The 14,555-nt window shown below is 71.0% G+C and carries 17 protein-coding genes and 1 pseudogene; 8 read left to right on the top strand and 10 right to left on the bottom strand.

Annotated elements, in window-relative coordinates; translation table 11 throughout:
- Positions 1 to 36 precede the first annotated feature (36 nt).
- The 7 genes from IG84_RS0117335 to IG84_RS0117305 form a co-directional block, all read right to left on the bottom strand.
- Positions 37 to 1,617, bottom strand: a complete 1,581-nt coding sequence (locus tag IG84_RS0117335) for an alpha/beta hydrolase (RefSeq protein WP_031057616.1) — start codon at positions 1,615 to 1,617, stop codon at positions 37 to 39.
- Positions 1,618 to 1,727: 110 nt separating this feature from the next.
- Entirely contained in the window at positions 1,728 to 2,552 is an 825-nt protein-coding gene (locus tag IG84_RS0117330) for an urease accessory protein UreD (RefSeq protein WP_037800477.1), read from the bottom strand.
- Positions 2,549 to 3,250 (bottom strand): urease accessory protein UreG, encoded by a 702-nt coding sequence (ureG, locus tag IG84_RS0117325; protein ID WP_031057611.1) that lies wholly within the window; start codon positions 3,248 to 3,250, stop codon positions 2,549 to 2,551. The genes IG84_RS0117330 and ureG overlap by 4 nt, the downstream gene beginning before the upstream one ends.
- Before the next feature lie 32 nt (positions 3,251 to 3,282).
- Positions 3,283 to 3,957 (bottom strand): urease accessory protein UreF, encoded by a 675-nt coding sequence (locus IG84_RS0117320; RefSeq protein ID WP_031057608.1) that lies wholly within the window; start codon positions 3,955 to 3,957, stop codon positions 3,283 to 3,285.
- Positions 3,958 to 3,997: 40 nt separating this feature from the next.
- Positions 3,998 to 5,719 (bottom strand): urease subunit alpha, encoded by a 1,722-nt coding sequence (locus IG84_RS0117315; protein ID WP_031057606.1) that lies wholly within the window; start codon positions 5,717 to 5,719, stop codon positions 3,998 to 4,000.
- Entirely contained in the window at positions 5,712 to 6,023 is a 312-nt protein-coding gene (locus tag IG84_RS0117310) for an urease subunit beta (protein ID WP_031057602.1), read from the bottom strand. Before IG84_RS0117310 ends, IG84_RS0117315 begins: the two co-directional genes overlap by 8 nt.
- A 17-nt stretch (positions 6,024 to 6,040) precedes the next feature.
- On the bottom strand, positions 6,041 to 6,343 hold the full coding sequence (locus IG84_RS0117305) for an urease subunit gamma (protein WP_031057600.1): 303 nt from the start codon (positions 6,341 to 6,343) through the stop codon (positions 6,041 to 6,043).
- A 437-nt stretch (positions 6,344 to 6,780) separates the two neighbouring features.
- Here IG84_RS0117305 and IG84_RS0117300 point away from each other — a divergent pair, with 437 nt between their 5' ends.
- Entirely contained in the window at positions 6,781 to 7,728 is a 948-nt protein-coding gene (locus tag IG84_RS0117300) for a M28 family metallopeptidase (RefSeq protein ID WP_031057598.1), read from the top strand.
- Positions 7,729 to 7,770: 42 nt separating this feature from the next.
- On the opposite strand, the gene IG84_RS0117295 is transcribed toward IG84_RS0117300, so the two are convergent.
- The gene (locus tag IG84_RS0117295; protein WP_031057596.1) at positions 7,771 to 8,085 is read right to left on the bottom strand and encodes a type II toxin-antitoxin system Phd/YefM family antitoxin; all 315 of its coding nucleotides are present in this window, start codon (positions 8,083 to 8,085) and stop codon (positions 7,771 to 7,773) included.
- Between the two features lie 64 nt (positions 8,086 to 8,149).
- Here IG84_RS0117295 and IG84_RS0117290 point away from each other — a divergent pair, with 64 nt between their 5' ends.
- The 4 genes from IG84_RS0117290 to IG84_RS0117275 all read left to right on the top strand — a co-directional run bounded on the left by IG84_RS0117290 (position 8,150) and on the right by IG84_RS0117275 (position 10,983).
- A complete protein-coding gene (locus IG84_RS0117290; RefSeq protein ID WP_031057594.1) occupies positions 8,150 to 8,788 on the top strand; it encodes an ATP-dependent Clp protease proteolytic subunit in 639 nt (212 codons plus the stop codon).
- A 4-nt stretch (positions 8,789 to 8,792) separates the two neighbouring features.
- The gene (locus IG84_RS0117285; RefSeq protein ID WP_031057592.1) at positions 8,793 to 9,104 is read left to right on the top strand and encodes a hypothetical protein; all 312 of its coding nucleotides are present in this window, start codon (positions 8,793 to 8,795) and stop codon (positions 9,102 to 9,104) included.
- Between the two features lie 528 nt (positions 9,105 to 9,632).
- Positions 9,633 to 10,151 (top strand): C40 family peptidase, encoded by a 519-nt coding sequence (locus IG84_RS0117280; RefSeq protein WP_031057590.1) that lies wholly within the window; start codon positions 9,633 to 9,635, stop codon positions 10,149 to 10,151.
- A gap of 130 nt (positions 10,152 to 10,281) precedes the next feature.
- Positions 10,282 to 10,983: a GNAT family N-acetyltransferase gene (locus IG84_RS0117275; protein WP_063761810.1), complete on the top strand. Its 702-nt coding sequence runs from the start codon at positions 10,282 to 10,284 to the stop codon at positions 10,981 to 10,983.
- A gap of 54 nt (positions 10,984 to 11,037) precedes the next feature.
- Here the strand turns inward: IG84_RS0117275 and IG84_RS0117270 are convergent, their stop codons facing one another.
- Positions 11,038 to 11,505 (bottom strand): ATP-binding protein, encoded by a 468-nt coding sequence (locus tag IG84_RS0117270; RefSeq protein ID WP_031057587.1) that lies wholly within the window; start codon positions 11,503 to 11,505, stop codon positions 11,038 to 11,040.
- 256 nt (positions 11,506 to 11,761) lie between these two features.
- On the opposite strand from IG84_RS0117270, the gene IG84_RS0117265 reads away from it, so the two are divergent.
- On the top strand, positions 11,762 to 12,634 hold the full coding sequence (locus IG84_RS0117265) for a helix-turn-helix domain-containing protein (protein ID WP_031057579.1): 873 nt from the start codon (positions 11,762 to 11,764) through the stop codon (positions 12,632 to 12,634).
- A 34-nt stretch (positions 12,635 to 12,668) separates the two neighbouring features.
- Positions 12,669 to 12,905: a DUF397 domain-containing protein gene (locus IG84_RS39890; RefSeq protein ID WP_078648936.1), complete on the top strand. Its 237-nt coding sequence runs from the start codon at positions 12,669 to 12,671 to the stop codon at positions 12,903 to 12,905.
- Between the two features lie 81 nt (positions 12,906 to 12,986).
- On the opposite strand, the gene IG84_RS0117260 is transcribed toward IG84_RS39890, so the two are convergent.
- Positions 12,987 to 14,174 (bottom strand): 8-amino-7-oxononanoate synthase, encoded by a 1,188-nt coding sequence (locus IG84_RS0117260; RefSeq protein ID WP_031057577.1) that lies wholly within the window; start codon positions 14,172 to 14,174, stop codon positions 12,987 to 12,989.
- A gap of 144 nt (positions 14,175 to 14,318) precedes the next feature.
- Between IG84_RS0117260 and IG84_RS0117255 the strand changes: the two are divergent.
- A pseudogene (locus tag IG84_RS0117255) lies at positions 14,319 to 14,555 on the top strand (biotin synthase BioB); the annotation flags it as partial.

Raw genomic sequence — 14,555 nt, 5'->3', positions numbered from 1 at the left:
CCCGCCCTGTATACGCTGCCGCGCCTCGCTACGGCGTTACGGCTTCGGCGTGGCGTGCGGCGCGCACGTCACGTCCTTGGCGTCGGTCCTGCCGTCCACGAAGTACGCGTCGACGCGACTGTTGATGCACGGGTTGACCTGGCCGGTGACGCCGTGCGAGCCGGCGTCCTTCTCGGTGATCAGGCGCGAGCCGGACAGCCGGCGGTGCAGCTCGACGGCGCCGTCGTACGGGGTCGCGGCGTCCCGCTCGCTCTGCACGATCAGCACGCTGGGCAGGCCCTTGCCGGTCTTGACGTCCACCGGGGTCCGCTGCTTCTCCGGCCACGTGGCGCAGGGCAGGTTCATCCAGGCGTTGGACCAGGTCATGAACGGGGCCTGCTCGTGGATGCGGGTGTTGTCGCGGTTCCAGCGCTGCCAGCTCGTGGGCCACTTCGCGTCATTGCACTCCACCGCCGTGTAGACCGCGTTGCCGTTCTCCGAGGAGATGTTGCCGGCCTTGTCGCTCATGTCGGGGGCCGCGTTCTCGACGATCGGCTTCTCGTCACCGGCGACGTATGCGCTCCACGCCTTGGCGACCGGCGCCCACATCGAGTCGTAGTACGGCGCGTTCTGGAAGAAGCCGGTGAGCTCGGCCGGGCCGACCTGGCCGCCGAGCGGGGACTTCTTCGCGGCCGCGCGCAGCTTCTCCCACTGCGCCTGGACCTTCTCGGGGGTGTCGCCGATGTGGTACGTCGCGTCGTTCTTCGCGACCCACTTCTTCCAGTCGCCCCAGCGGGTCTCGAAGGCGATGTCCTGGTCGAGGTTGGCCTGGTACCAGACCTTCTCGCGCGAGGGGTTCACGACGGAGTCGACGAGCATCCGGCGCACGTGGTCGGGGAAGAGCGTGGCGTAGACGGCGCCGAGGTAGGTGCCGTAGGAGACGCCGAGGTAGTTGAGCTTCTTGTCGCCCAGCGCTGCGCGGACGACGTCCAGGTCACGGGCGGTGTTGGGCGTCGTCATGTGCGCGAGCAGGGCGCCGCTGCGCTCCTTGCAGCCGTCCGCGTACTCCTTGGCGAGCTTGCGCTGGGCGAGCTTGTCGGCCTCGTCGTCGGGCACCGGGTCGGCCTTGGGCGCCTTGACGAACTCCTGCGGGTCCATGCAGGAGATGGCGGCGGAGTGGCCGACGCCGCGCGGGTCGAAGCCCACGAAGTCGTACGCCTTGGAGGTCTTGGCCCACAGGGGGTTCTTGCTGGTCACCCGGGCGGGGAAGCGGAGGCCCGAGCCGCCGGGGCCACCGGGGTTGTAGATCAGCGAGCCCTGGCGCTCGTCCTTGGTGCCGGTGCTCCTGGCCCGGTCCACGGCGATCTTGATCTTCTTGCCGTCCGGCTCGGCGTAGTCGACCGGCACGGTCACGAACCCGCACTGGATCGGGGCATCCAGGCCCCAGTCCTTGGGACAGGTCTGCCAGTCGATGCCCGCCTTGGCGGCGCGCGCGGCGGCGGTCTGTACGCCGCGGTCCTCGGCGGAGCCGCGCTGGTGGTTCACGCCCGCGCTGGCGGGCGTGGCGGCGATGGCGCCGGCTATGAGTGCGCCGGCCACCACGGTCCCGGCGGCGCCGAGCGCTGCTGTTCGTCTCACGTAGGTGTTCCCCCTGCATGGTGCGCCACTTGTGGCGGCGATGATCACAGAGCTGCAGGGGGATCCTGTCTCGTACACCCGTCCGATGGAAAGACCGGACGGCCATTTCTTTACCAACCCGTAGGAATCGCTGCCGCTTCGAGGAGCCGCCGGACGGCCAGTGCGTCGGGTGCGACGGCGGTGACCAATGCAGCGGGCCCGGCGAGCGGCGTGATCACGGCCTGCCCGGGGCCGTCGGACGCCGCCAGGGTCCGTACCGGTACGGGCTGCTCCTCGAACGCCGGGTCGACGACGAGCAGTTGGCCGACGGCGCGGTGTCCGGCGAGCACCGCGGAGGAGTCCCAGCCGGGCACCCCGGGGCCGTACGCCGTCTCCTGGTCCAGCAGGACCCGGCCCGCGCGCCGGACCGTCAGCCGGGCGGCGAGCCGTCCGGTGGCCTCGCCGGTCCGGCCGAGCACTTGCTCCTCGCGGAGCACCAGCCGGGCGGTGGGCGCGAGGTCGACGGTGGTGGTCTGGATCAGGTCGCTGCCGGCCGCGGAGATCAGCGGCTCGGGCAGCCAGTCCAGGCGCGCCCCGTCGGCCACGTCCAGCGCCACGTCGTAGCGGGCGGTGCCCGGGTGGTGGCCGGGCAGGGCGATCGTCGCGGCGGCCGCGGTGATCCGCAGGTCGCTGCGCTCCCCCGCGGTCGCCTCGATGCGCAGGTGATCGCCGCCCACCGGGGCGCTCATCGCGCCGACCACGCAGACCCGGGCGGCCGCGTCGTGCGAGCGCAGCCGGCGCAGCGCCAGCGGCCCGTCGCCGTCCAGTACGGGCAGCCGGGAGACGCCGTACGGGTCGGCGACCGCGGCGATGCGGGCGGTGGCGCGCAACTGCCGGGCGGCCGGTGGTACGACGGCAGACGCTGTGGGCGCGGGTGGTGGCGGCGCGAGCGTCATGCCGCGCCCGCGGTCCACTTGGCGAGGCACTCGCGGACCCAGTCCGCGACCGGCGCGACGCCGTTCTCGCCCTTGATGGAGGTGAAGGCGACGGGCAGGTCGCCGCGCTGCGCCTTCGCGTCCCGCGCCATGGACTCCAGGTCGGAGCCGACGTACGGGGCGAGGTCGGTCTTGTTGATGACGAGCAGGTCGGCGGTGGTGACGCCGGGGCCGCCCTTGCGCGGGATGTCATCGCCGCCCGCGACGTCGATCACGAAGATCTGGAAGTCGACCAGGCCCTTGGAGAAGGTGGCGGTGAGGTTGTCGCCGCCGGACTCCACGAGCACGAGGTCGAGCGGGCCGATCTCGTCCTCCAGGTCCTCGACGGCCTCCAGGTTGGCGGAGATGTCGTCGCGGATGGCGGTGTGCGGGCAGGCGCCGGTCTCGACGGCGGTGATCCGCTCCGGCGGCAGTACCGCCTCGCGGAGCAGGAATTCGGCGTCCTCGCGCGTGTAGATGTCGTTGGTCACGACGGCGATGGACAGCTCGTCGCGCAGCCGGCGGCACAGGGCCGCGACGGTGGCGGTCTTGCCGGAGCCGACCGGGCCGCCGAGGCCGATGCGCAGCGCGCGGCGGGTGCCGTCGGCGCGCTTCGGCTCGGCCGCGCTGTAGGTGTGGCGGTGCGGGAACTTCTCGTCGAGATCGTGGTCGAGGTGCATACGAACTCCGTGTGGTGCGGCAAGTGGGTGGGTCAGGACGCGAACAGCCGTACCGGCCAGGCCGCGTGCTGCTCGGCGGTGATGTCCAGCAGCGGTGCGGAGCGGGCGGGCAGCGCGCCGGTCCCGTCCTGCGGGACGCGCGCCGCGGCCGCGACGGCCTCGGCGACGACGGCGTCCATGTCGGGGGCGAGGCGCGCGAGGACCGCGGTCGCGTCGAAGGGGTCCAGGCTCAGCAGCCGTACGGCGGCGGTGGCCGGGCCGCTGACGGTCTCGTACGCGACGGCGTACGCGGCGTCCTCCGGGCCCAGGCCCGCCGAGCGCGCGGCGAGGCCGAGGACGACGGGCTGGTGGGCGCCGCGCGGCCGGGCCGCGGCGAGCGCGTCCAGCTCGGGCGAGGGCCAGGTCGCCCGGGCCGCGCGCATCATCTGGCGGCCGAGCCTGCGGGCGGTGGTACGCAGGGCCGGTACGGGTGTCCGGGCGTCCGCCGCCTCGTCCAGGGCGAGCGGGTCGCAGCCCGCGGCGGCCGCGGCGGCGAGGCCCGCCGCGACCAGTCCGGCCGTGTGCAGCCGACCGCGGCAGAACTCCTCCAGCGAGCCGCCGTCCCGGATGCGGCCGGCGGCGACGGCCGGTTCGGCGCCGCCGGAGTGGGCGTGCCCGCCGGCGGGGAAGCGGCCGTCGGCCAGGACCAGCAGCGCGGCGCGGCTCATCGGTCCCCGCCTTTCAGCAGCGGTGCATCGCACATGGCCATCAGAACAGGAAGTACCGCTGGGCCATGGGAAGTTCGGCCGCGGGGGCCGGCTCGACCACCGCGTCGTCGATGGTCACCGTGAAGGTGTCGGGGTCGACGACGACCTTCGGCAGCGCGTCGTTGTTGCGCATGGACGCCTTGGTCACCTGCCGGGTGGAGCGGATGGCCGTCAGCTCCTTGGCGACGCCCAGCCGGTCGCTCAGCCCGTCCGCGATGGCCTGCTCGGAGACGAAGTTGAGCGAGTTGGTGCCAGGGGCCTTGCCGATCGCGCCGAACATCGGGCGCGGCAGGACCGGCTGCGGGGTGGGGATGGACGCATTGGCGTCGCCCACCTGCGCGTATGCGATCTGGCCGCCCTTGATGACCAGCCGCGGCTTGACGCCGAAGAACGCCGGGTCCCACAGCACGAGGTCGGCGAGCTTGCCGGTCTCCACCGAGCCGACGACGTGGTCGATGCCCTGGGCGATCGCCGGGTTGATGGTGTACTTCGCGACGTACCGGCGTACGCGGTTGTTGTCGGCGGCGAAGTCACCGGGCAGCGCGCCGCGGCGCTTCTTCATGACGTGCGCGGTCTGCCAGGTGCGCATGACGACCTCGCCGATGCGGCCCATGGCCTGCGCGTCGGAGGACATCATCGAGATGGCGCCCATGTCGTGCAGGAAGTCCTCGGCCGCGATGGTCGAGGGGCGGATGCGGGACTCGGCGAAGGCCAGGTCCTCGGGGACCGCGGGGTTGAGATGGTGACAGACCATCAGCATGTCGAGGTGCTCCTCGACGGTGTTGACGGTGTGCGGCCGGGTCGGGTTGGTCGACGCGGGCAGCACGTTGGGCTCCGAGACCATCGCGATCATGTCGGGGGCGTGGCCGCCGCCCGCACCCTCGACGTGGAAGGCGTGGATGGAGCGCCCTGCGATCGCGGCGAGGGTGTCGCCGAGGAAGCCGGCCTCGTTCAGGGTGTCGGTGTGGATCGCGAGCTGGGCGCCGCTCTCCTCGCACACGCCGAGGCAGGCGTCGATGACGGCCGGGGTGGCGCCCCAGTCCTCGTGGATCTTGAAGCCGAGGATGCCGGCGCGCAACTGGTCGCGCATGGAGGCGAGCGAGGTGGTGTTGCCCTTGCCGAGCAGGCCGACGTTGACGGGGAAGGCGTCCATCGCCTCGAAGAGGCGGGCAACGTGCCAGGAGCCGGGGGTGATGGTGGTGGCCTTGCTGCCCTCGGCCGGGCCGGTACCGCCGCCGATCATCGTCGTCACGCCGGAGGCCAGCGCCTCGGTCGCCTGCTCGGGGCAGATGAAGTGCACATGGGTGTCGATGGCTCCGGCGGTGAGGATCTTGCCCTGCCCGGCGATGATCTCGGTCTCCGGGCCGATGACCAGGTCGGGGTGGACGCCGTCCATGGTGTCGGGATTGCCGGCCTTGCCGAGCGCCACGATGCGGCCGTCGCGGATGCCGACGTCGGCCTTGACGATGCCCCAGTGGTCGATGACGATCACGCCGGTGATCACGGTGTCCGGGGTGCCCTCAGCACGGGAGAGCCGGGACTGGCCCATCGACTCGCGGATGACCTTGCCGCCGCCGAAGACGGCCTCGTCGCCGCTGCGCCCGGGGCCGCCCGCCCAGTCCTCGCTGATCTCGATCAGCAGATCGGTGTCGGCCAGGCGCACCAGGTCGCCCGCCGTCGGGCCGAAGAGGTCGGCGTACGCGGCACGGGAAAGTTCAGCCATCGAGGGTGCCTCCGGTCTCGCCACGCAGGCCCGCGACGATCCGCTTGCCCCCGAGGGGCACCAGTTCGACCTCGGTGGGGATACCGGGCTCGAAGCGCACGGCTGAGCCGGCGGCGACGTTCAGGCGCTTGCCGTGCGCGGCCGCACGGTCGAAGTCGAGGCCGTGGTTGGCCTCGGCGAAGTGGTAGTGGGAGCCGACCTGCACGGGGCGGTCGGCGACGTTGAGGACGGTCATGCGCGTGACGGGAAGCCCCTCGTTGAGGCGTACCGGCTCATCGGCGTAGAAGATCTGTCCCGGGATCATCTTCGGCTCTCCCTGGGTCAGCTGATGGGGTCGTGAACGGTGACGAGCTTGGTGCCGTCCGGGAAGGTCGCCTCGACCTGGACGTCGTGGATCATCTCGGGGATGCCTTCCATCACGTCGTCGCGAGTGAGGACCTGACGCCCGGAGGACATGAGCTCGGCGACCGTACGGCCGTCGCGCGCGCCTTCCAGGATGTGCACGGTCAGCAGGGCAATGGCTTCGGGGTGGTTGAGCCGCACGCCGCGGGCCCGGCGCTTTTCGGCAACGTCCGCCGCGACATGAATCATCAGCCGTTCTTGTTCATGCGGGGTCAGTTGCATATTCCACCTCACAATCAAGCGCCCGGACCGCATCGGCCCAGGTCACGGGCGTGGACACACCCGCGTAAGTAGATGTATCACACATTCAACAAAGGAGAAGCAAACTGATCTCCAGGTAAGTTCCATGAAACGGCGAGGACTTCGCAGGCTAGCTCCGCCCGATTTCGGCCGCGTTAACCCGGTGAATCCCTTGTTAAATCTGGGGAGCGGGCCTTTGGGGAACGTTTTCCGCCCATCCCGCACTTCCCTCGAAAGAGACAAAACGCACCGGCATCCCGCTCGCCGGAACAACGCGTTCGCTATGCGCTCTTGACTGCCCACAGACAAGTCACGATGCTCATCTGCGCGCGCCCGTACGCCCCACGCGTCGCGGACGTGCTCGCAGACCACAACAACAAGCTCCGCACCAACCCCCCACACAGCATCGGAGCCACATCGTGACCCGTTCCGCACGCATACGCCGGGCCGCTCTGGCCGCGGGCGCCTGCACCGCCGTCGCCGCCACGCTCTTCACCGCGGCCGGCGCCCAGGCCGACCCCGCCCCGCTCGCCGCGCCGGACATCCCGGTCTCCGCCGTCAAGGCGGACCTGGACCAACTGCAGTCCATCGCCGACGCCAACGGCGGCAACCGCGCCCACGGACAGCCCGGCTACAAGGCGTCCGTCGACTACCTCAAGGGCAAGCTGGACGAGGCCGGGTTCACCACCCAGGTCCAGGAGTTCGACCACAACGGCACCAAGGGCTACAACCTCGTCGCCGACTGGCCCGGCGGCGACGAGAGCAAAACAGTGATGTCCGGCGCCCACCTGGACTCGGTCGACGAGGGGCCTGGCATCAACGACAACGGCTCCGGCTCGGCCGGCATCCTCGAAGTCGCCCTCGCGGTCGCCAAGGCCGACCTCAAGCCCGCCAAGCACCTGCGGTTCGGCTGGTGGGGCGCCGAGGAGTACGGCATGGTCGGCTCGCAGCACTACGTGTCGAGCCTCGCCGACGCGGACCGGGCGAAGTTCGACTCGTACCTCAACTTCGACATGATCGGCTCGCCCAACCCGGGCTACTTCGTCTACGACGACGACCCGCGCCTGGAGAAGGTCTTCAAGGACTGGTACGCCACGAAGAACATCGCCACCGAGATCGAGACCGAGGGCGACGGCCGCTCCGACCACGCCTCGTTCAAGGACGCGGGCATCCCCGTCGGCGGCCTCTTCTCCGGCGCCGACTACAAGAAGACCGCGGAACAGGCGAAGAACTGGGGCGGCACGGAGGGTGAGCCGTTCGACGCCTGCTACCACCAGTCCTGCGACACGGTGAAGAACATCGACGAGAAGGCGCTGGACACGAACACGGACGCCATCGCCCACGCGGTCTGGGAGCTCAGCTCCTGACGCCTGCTCACCTGACGGATCAGCCTGCGGGCTGACTCCGCATCATCTCTCGTGGCCCGGTCGCCGATCCCCGGCGGCCGGGCCGCGGTGCTCAGCGGCGATGCCGAACCGGCCCCGTTCGCCCGCAGCGGACGCCGGCAGCGGCCGGACCGAGGAGACCGTACTGATGACCTCCTCCTCGGGGGCCGCCTCCGCCCGGTCGAGCTCTTCGAGTCGTCGCAGGTCAGCGGCGGACACCAGGGCCGCCAACGGCTTGCCGTGGCGCGTGACGACGACGCGCTCGGAGCCGTACACCACGCGGTTGATCAGATCCGCCAGCTCCGCCCGGGCTTGCGTCACCGGAATCTCGTAGGTCATGCTCCCCATTCTAACGGGATGTACGTCCTGTACATTTTTTACAACGGAACAGAGGAGCAGCATCATGCGCGAAACCACGGCCCGGTATGTCCTCCCGGAGTTCACCGAGCGCACGACACAGGGCACCCGGACGCTCGATCCGTACTCCAAGCTGCTCGAGGAGCGCATCGTCTTCCTCGGTACCCCCATCGACGACACCTCGGCCAACGACGTCATGGCCCAGCTCCTGCACCTCGAACACGCCGCGCCCGAGCAGGACATCTCGCTCTACATCAACTCCCCCGGCGGCTCGTTCACCGCGATGACCGCGGTCTACGACACGATGCAGTTCATCACCAGCCCCATCGAGACGGTCTGCCTCGGACAGGCCGCCTCCGCCGCCGCCGTCCTGCTCGCCGCCGGCCACCCCGGGCGCCGGCTCGCGCTGCCCGGCGCCCGCATCCTCATCCACCAGCCGTCCCTCAGCGATCCGATCGAGGGCCAGGTCTCCGATCTCGCCCTGCAGGCCCAAGAGATGCTGCGCACCCGCGACCTGCTGGAGGAGCTGCTCGCCCGGCACACCGGACAGCCGCGCGAGCGGATCAGCGCCGACATCGAGCGCGACAAGATCCTGAGTGCCCCGGAGGCCGTGGCGTACGGGCTGGTCGACGGGCTCACCCGTGGCCGCAAGGCGTCCTCGTCCGCGGCTCCCGGCGCGAGGTGAGGTGATGGCCCTGCCTCCCGAGCTGCCGCCGCTGCCCGCGCTGACCCGGGCCGAGGGCGCGGTCATCGACAGTTACCTCCAGGTCCTGGATCTCCTGGGGCGGATCAATCCCGCCCGCGGCGAGGGCACGTACCGGGGCCTGCGGGCGGCGCAGGCGCTGGTGGGCCAGGCGGTGGCGCTGCGGGACGCGCTGGCGCTGATGCACGAGCGCGGTGAGACGGAGCTGCACGCCGAGACGCTCGGCCGCGCGCTGCGGGTGCTGGACGGTGAGCGGCGGTCCGGTCTCGTCGCCGTGCCGCCGCCTGATGAGGAATGACGGGACGATCCCGTTCCACGGGGGCACGGAATCCGATCGGGCTACCGCCGTTGGAGTACTCCTGGGCCCGTTTGCGACGGCGTACGACTTGCGCACTCCGTCGACGTGTCGCCTTGCGGGCGGTACGACGGCGCCGGTGCGAGGGTGCGTACGGGGTGCGGGCCGCTCGACGGACCGCCCCTGTCCACCCGAACGGATCAGGCGTGACCACCCTCACACACATCATGTTCCGCAACTGAACCGACCCGGCGCTGCGTCACGATCCCTCCGACGACAAGCCCCCGCCGCAGCGGCGGGGCGGTCCGGGCGGACGCCGAATCCTGCCGCCGTACCCGGGCGCCTGGTCGATACGCGTGGACCGGCAGGAGCGGAGGACCCGAGCACGACGGGGCCGCGGCCGTGGTACTGGCCGGCCGGTCCCTTGGGGTGAAGCCGTTGCCGCCTTGTCGGCGGTGCATCCGGCCGGGCATCTTCGCCTGCCCGAACCCGACAGGTCTTCCTTCGCAGGCGGCTGACGAAGGAGTGCGCATGACTGCGCGCGTTGATCTTCCTGTTCGTGGTGTTGCCGCGCCCGGCCTCCTGGCCCGTGCCGGAGTGGTGTCGGCCCTCGGGCTGGCGCTCCTGGTTCCCGGCGGCGCGGGGGACGCTGCGGCGGCGCCCGCCTCCGGTGCCACCTCCGCGGTGTCGGCGGCAACCTCGGGGTCCGGCAAGGCGGCACTGCGGGTCGCGGCGTCGAAGAAGGGGGCGCCGTACGCATGGGGGGCCGAGGGACCACACCGGTTCGACTGCTCAGGGCTTACGCAGTACGCGTTCAAGCGTGCCGGGAAGCGGCTGCCGCGTACGGCGGACTCTCAGTACCGGCACGTGCGGCACATCAAGGCGTCCTCACGGAAGCGGGGTGACCTGGTCTTCTTCCACTCGGGGCGGTACGTGTACCACGTCGGCATCTACGCCGGTAAGGGCCGCATGTGGCACGCGCCCAAGCCGGGGGCCTCGGTGCGCAAGGAGCGGATCTGGACCGGGCGCGTCTGGTACGGACGGGCGTGATGCGGGTGTGATGCGGATCTGATGCAGAGGTGACGTCGAGGGGGCGGGGCCAACGGCTCCGCCCCCCGTACGGCCCGTGTTCGGCCCGTGCCCGCGCCACTGCCGGACGCGCGGGCACTAACTTGCAGCCGTGATCGATGACTTGGCCAAGACGCTGACCGCCGCCGCCCGAGGCGGCTTTCCGCCCGCCGACGGGTCGGTGAGCGTGCTGCCCCCGGTCTCGGAGCGCGACTGGGGGGTCATCTCGTTCTCGGGGTGCGCCGTCGTGTTCGCCGAGGTCACGGCCGCCTGGGTGCACGCCCGTCTCGCCCCGGGCGATCTCGCCGGGCCGCTCAGCCCCTCCTTCCTCGGCGCGCTCGCCGCCCGCACGGGCCGGGAGATCGAGAACATCGATCTGCTCACGGTCGCCGGGCCACTGCCGGGCCCGCCCCCGGTGGCGCTGCGCGAGACGCGGGACCCGGCGCATCCCCGTATCGCGCGGGCGCTGCGCCATCGCGACGGCGTGCGGGCGTGGACGGCCGACGGGGAAGGCTCCGCCGTCGTGGTCGGCCGCGGCGTCGCCGGCCGGTGGGAGGTGGCCTTCGAAGTGGCGGAGGCGGCACGCGGGCGGGGGCTCGGGCGGCGGCTCGCCGCGGCGGGCCGGCATCTCGTGCCGCCGGGCGAGCCCGTGTGGGCTCAGGTGGCGCCGGCGAATGCCGCGAGCGTGCGGGCGCTGCTCGCCGCCGGGTTCGTCCCCGTGGGGGCGGAGGCGCTGCTGAAGCAGAACCGGTACGGAGAGAGACCCATGCATACCGGGACCGGCCCGCAACCGCGGCACGTGCCGGGCGAATGATCTCGGCCGCATTCGGGGCGGTTCAGGTGCCCGCCGTCCGCTTCCGCGGGCGGATCAGGCGCCGGCCGTCCGCTGTTCCGCGGGCGGCACTGGGGCCGGCCACGGGAGGGCGATCCAGACCGTCTTGCCGCCGCTCTCCGTCGGTTCGACGGTGATCTTTCCACCGGATTCCGCCGCGAGGGAGCGGATGATGACCATGCCGCGGCCGTTGTCCTGCTGGACCGCGGCCGGCAGCCGGCGCGGCATCCGCGGGTGGCCGTCCGTGACGCCGATGCGCAGGACTTCGTGGCGGTCGAGGTGCACGTCGACCGTGAAGGCCGGGGACCGGCCCGAGGTGTGCACCACGGCGTTGGTGGCCAGCTCGGAGACGATGAGCCGGACGGAGTCGAGGAGTTCGGCGCGGCCCCCGCCGGTCGGCGCGTCGTCCCACTCCGTGAGAACTCCCGTAACGTATCTGCGCGCCACGGGTACGGACTCGGGCGCGCTCGGCAGGGTCAGTGATGCTTCCTGGTGATCCGCCATCGCCGCGCCGTCCCTTTCCCGCCCGAGGCCGTCTCCTCGCTGGACAGCGACATGATCGGGTCCGAAAATCGGTCCCTTGCCGCTGCTTTGCGCCAGACTGCCACTCATGCTGCCCCTGCCGTGAGCCATCCACCAAGATATGCATATATCTGTCGCTCGAAGCGGTGAACTCTGCTACGCGAGACCGTATTTGGGCGGCACACTGACGCATCGGTGTCAGTTATGACGAATCGCGGTACGTCCGTGAGGAGGGTTCATGCACCACGGTCCCGCAGTGCGCCGTCGCAAGCTCGGTGCGGAGTTGAGGCGCCGTCGGAATCTGGCCGGGCTCACGAGCGGCGAGGCCGCCCGTCTTGTGGGCTGGCATCAGTCGAAGGTGAGCCGGATAGAGACCGGCCGGAGCGGAGTGCGTCCGGCCGACGTGGAACGACTGCTGGACGCCTATGAGGTGCGCGACGAGGAGTCCCGCGCACTGCTGGCCGCGCTGTGCGGCCAGGACGCGGGCGGCGGCAGCGGCGGGGACGCCGGGCGCGGCTGGTGGCACACCTACCGCGACCTGCTGCCGCCCGCCTACCGGGACTTCATCAGCCTGGAGGCCGGCGCCTCGCACGCGCGGACGCTGGAGACGACGGTCGTACCGGGTCTGCTGCAGACCCCGGACTACGCGCGGGCCGTCACGCGGGCCGCGCTGGCCGACCTGCCGCAGAGCAGAATCGATGCGCTTGTCGACGTCCGTATAGCGCGGCAGAGCGTTCTGGAGGGGGACCCTCCGCTGAAACTTTCAGCCGTGTTGGACGAGGCGGTACTACGCCGTCCGGCGGGTGGTCCAGAGGTGATGAAAGCCCAATTGCGGCATCTCCTCAAGGTCATGGAACTGCCGCATGTGCGGCTGCAGGTGCTGCCGTTCACTGCCGGGGTCCACATCGGCATCACCGGCCCTTTCGTTATCTTCTCCTTTCCGCTCATTGCTGACTTGGATGTGGTGGTTCTCGACCATTTGACGAGTAGCCTCTACCTCGAACGCAAAGAGGACCTCAGGGCGTACAGCGATGCATTCGACACGCTGCGGGGGCACGCCCTCTCATGCGAGGAATCATCGGTTTTGATTGCCCGGGCCGCAGACGGCTGACAGCCTGGCCCGGGCGCGTTGAGGAGGCTCCAACATGACGGCATCGCCGCGGTACGTACCCGCCAGCACGGCCCTTGCGGGCGCGCGCTGGGTGCGCAGCACGCGCAGCACGGGAATGAACAACTGCGTCGAGACCGCCCGGGTCAACGGTGAAACTCTCGCCGTGCGCGACTCGAAGGACATTACGGGACCGGCGTTGCTGTTTGCGGCCCCTGCATGGCGGGCTTTTGTCGACGCCCTGCACACCGGTCGGCCCATAAAGGAGGGCTGATCCAGCTAAAAAGAGGGCTGATCCAGGCCCTTCCGGAAACGGTTCAAGAATAAAATTCCGAGCCCGTTCCGGGGAATTCGGTCAAGCGGTCGGCGCGGTCGAAAGAATCGCGCCGACCGCTTCGTCGATCTGCCGGTCGGTCAGATCCCCGCGGGCGGTCAGCCGGAGCCGCGAAATACCGTCGGGAACGGACGGCGGACGGAAACAGCCGACCCTCAGACCCGCCGCACGGCAGTCGGCGGCCCACCGCACGGCCGCCTCGGGCGAGGGAGCCCGTACGGAGACCACCGCGGCGTCCGGAAGGACCGCGGACAGTCCCCCTGCCGTCAGGCGGCGGTGGAGTTCACGGGCCACGGCACGGGCCCGGTCCGCGCGCTGCGGCTCGCGGCGGAGCAGCCGGAGCGCGGCGAGCGCGCCACCCGCGGCGGCAGGCGCCAGACCGGTGTCGAAGATGAACGTACGGGCCGTGTTGACCAGATGCTCGATGACCTTCGCCGGGCCCAGTACCGCACCGCCCTGACTGCCCAGGGACTTGGAGAGCGTCATGGTGGCGACCACGTCCCGGTCCCCCGCCAGGCCCGCCGCGTGCAGCGCGCCGCGGCCGCCCTCGCCCAGTACGCCCAGTCCGTGCGCGTCGTCCACCAGCAGCGCGGCTCCGTGCGCGCGGCAGGCGGTGGCGTAGCCGGCCAGCGGTGCCGAGTCGCCGTCCACCGAGAAGACCGAGTCGGAGACGACCACGGCCCGGCCTTCGTAGTCGGGTTCGGCGTGGGCCGCGTCCAGGGCCTTGTGCACGGCTTCGGGGTCGCCGTGCGGGACGACGGCCGTACGGGCGCGGGAGAGGCGGCAGCCGTCGATGAGCGAGGCGTGGTTGCCGGCGTCGGAGACGACCAGGGAACCGGGCGCGGTCAGCGCGGTGACGGCGGCGAGGTTGGCCGCGTAGCCCGAGGAGAGGACGAGTGCGGCCTCGAAACCACAGTATTCGGCCAGTTCGCCTTCGAGCTGCGCGTGCAGTTCGGTGGTGCCGGTGACCAGCCGGGAGCCGGTCGCGCCGGCGCCCCAGCGGTGCGCGGCGGCCGCGGCGGCCCGGGTGACCTCGGGGTGCCGGGCGAGGCCCAGGTAGTCGTTGCTCGCCAGGTCCAGGAGGTCGGAGTCGGCCGGGCGCGGGTTCAGCGTCCGTACGAGTCCGGCGCTGCGACGCCGTTCGCGCGCCTCGTCGATCCAGGCGAAGGGGTCGGTTCCGGGCTGGGCGGCGGCGGGATCGGCAGGCATCGGCTTCCTCGGGTTTGTCGGCTGTCGATAGACGTTAGCGGTCGTTACGCCTGCTTACGGTGTGGCGATACACACACCCCCATCCAGCGGCGTTGTGGGAATCCTCCTTGGCCCGGGGCGGTGCCGTAGGACAGGATCTTCGCCATGGACCTGCTGAACGCTCTGGTGGAGAAGGGTCTGCGGCGTGAGTCGCCGACCCGCGAAGAGGCACTCGCCGTACTGGCGACATCCGATGACGAGCTGCTCGACGTCGTAGCGGCGGCGGGCAAGGTCCGCCGCCAGTGGTTCGGGCGGCGGGTGAAGCTGAACTACCTGGTCAACCTCAAGTCGGGCCTGTGCCCGGAGGACTGTTCCTACTGCTCCCAGCGGCTCGGCTCCAAG

It is taken from the genome of Streptomyces ochraceiscleroticus (assembly GCF_000720485.1).
Classification (GTDB): domain Bacteria; phylum Actinomycetota; class Actinomycetes; order Streptomycetales; family Streptomycetaceae; genus Streptomyces; species Streptomyces ochraceiscleroticus.
This window is presented reverse-complemented; position numbering and strand designations above follow the sequence as displayed.

Coding starts and splice junctions, on each gene's coding strand:
- IG84_RS0117265 (WP_031057579.1), top strand. CDS start 11,762: ATGCACCACGGTCCCGCAGTGCGCCGTCGCAAGCTCGGTGCGGAGTTG.
- IG84_RS0117295 (WP_031057596.1), bottom strand. CDS start 8,085: ATGACCTACGAGATTCCGGTGACGCAAGCCCGGGCGGAGCTGGCGGAT.
- IG84_RS0117310 (WP_031057602.1), bottom strand. CDS start 6,023: ATGATCCCGGGACAGATCTTCTACGCCGATGAGCCGGTACGCCTCAAC.
- IG84_RS39890 (WP_078648936.1), top strand. CDS start 12,669: ATGACGGCATCGCCGCGGTACGTACCCGCCAGCACGGCCCTTGCGGGC.
- IG84_RS0117305 (WP_031057600.1), bottom strand. CDS start 6,343: ATGCAACTGACCCCGCATGAACAAGAACGGCTGATGATTCATGTCGCG.
- IG84_RS0117320 (WP_031057608.1), bottom strand. CDS start 3,957: ATGAGCCGCGCCGCGCTGCTGGTCCTGGCCGACGGCCGCTTCCCCGCC.
- IG84_RS0117260 (WP_031057577.1), bottom strand. CDS start 14,174: ATGCCTGCCGATCCCGCCGCCGCCCAGCCCGGAACCGACCCCTTCGCC.
- IG84_RS0117315 (WP_031057606.1), bottom strand. CDS start 5,719: ATGGCTGAACTTTCCCGTGCCGCGTACGCCGACCTCTTCGGCCCGACG.
- ureG (WP_031057611.1), bottom strand. CDS start 3,250: ATGCACCTCGACCACGATCTCGACGAGAAGTTCCCGCACCGCCACACC.
- IG84_RS0117280 (WP_031057590.1), top strand. CDS start 9,633: ATGACTGCGCGCGTTGATCTTCCTGTTCGTGGTGTTGCCGCGCCCGGC.
- IG84_RS0117270 (WP_031057587.1), bottom strand. CDS start 11,505: ATGGCGGATCACCAGGAAGCATCACTGACCCTGCCGAGCGCGCCCGAG.
- IG84_RS0117285 (WP_031057592.1), top strand. CDS start 8,793: ATGGCCCTGCCTCCCGAGCTGCCGCCGCTGCCCGCGCTGACCCGGGCC.
- IG84_RS0117330 (WP_037800477.1), bottom strand. CDS start 2,552: ATGACGCTCGCGCCGCCACCACCCGCGCCCACAGCGTCTGCCGTCGTA.
- IG84_RS0117290 (WP_031057594.1), top strand. CDS start 8,150: ATGCGCGAAACCACGGCCCGGTATGTCCTCCCGGAGTTCACCGAGCGC.